At 48.2% G+C, this 552-nt stretch carries 1 protein-coding gene; it reads left to right on the forward strand.

Annotated features, from left to right (window positions below):
* Positions 1 to 552: efflux RND transporter periplasmic adaptor subunit (locus tag A3739_RS30175; RefSeq protein WP_369821115.1), on the forward strand; the 552-nt coding region annotated here is incomplete at both ends.

A 552-nucleotide genomic window follows, 5' to 3' on the forward strand; every position in this document is an offset into this window, starting at 1 on the left:
GCGGCGCTGTTGTGCAGTCTCGTGCATTGACCGTATCGGTCGAAAAGCTTGAGTTAAAAGACCACCAAGTGCAGCTTCGTTCTTTTGGCCTTATTGAGCCTGAGTTTGATTATAAGATTCATGCTCTTGTTGCGGGGCACGTCGTGACCAAGAACCCGCGCTTCAAAAACGGCGAGCGGGTTCGTTCAGACGATGTATTACTTGAGATTGATGACGTAAGTTTCGTGAGTGCAGTGGCTCAAGCTCAGGCTGAACTCTCGGCGTCGAAGCTTAACCTAGAAGACGAAAAAGCCCGAGCGCAACAAGCGCTGACAGATTGGAATAAGCGTAATCCAAATCAAAAAGCGCAAGATTACGTGTTGCGTATCCCTCATGTTAAAGCTGCTGAATCACGTTTGAGTGCGGCAAATGTTGCGCTTGATACGGCTAAGTTAAATCTTGAGCGCACGAAGGTGCGTGCAGGCTTTGATGGTTTGATACGAAATGCGAACGTTAGGCAAGGTGAGGTGGTCTCTACTAACACTTTGCTCGGTGAAGGTTTTAGTACGAATG

The organism is Oleiphilus sp. HI0067 (genome assembly GCF_001635735.1).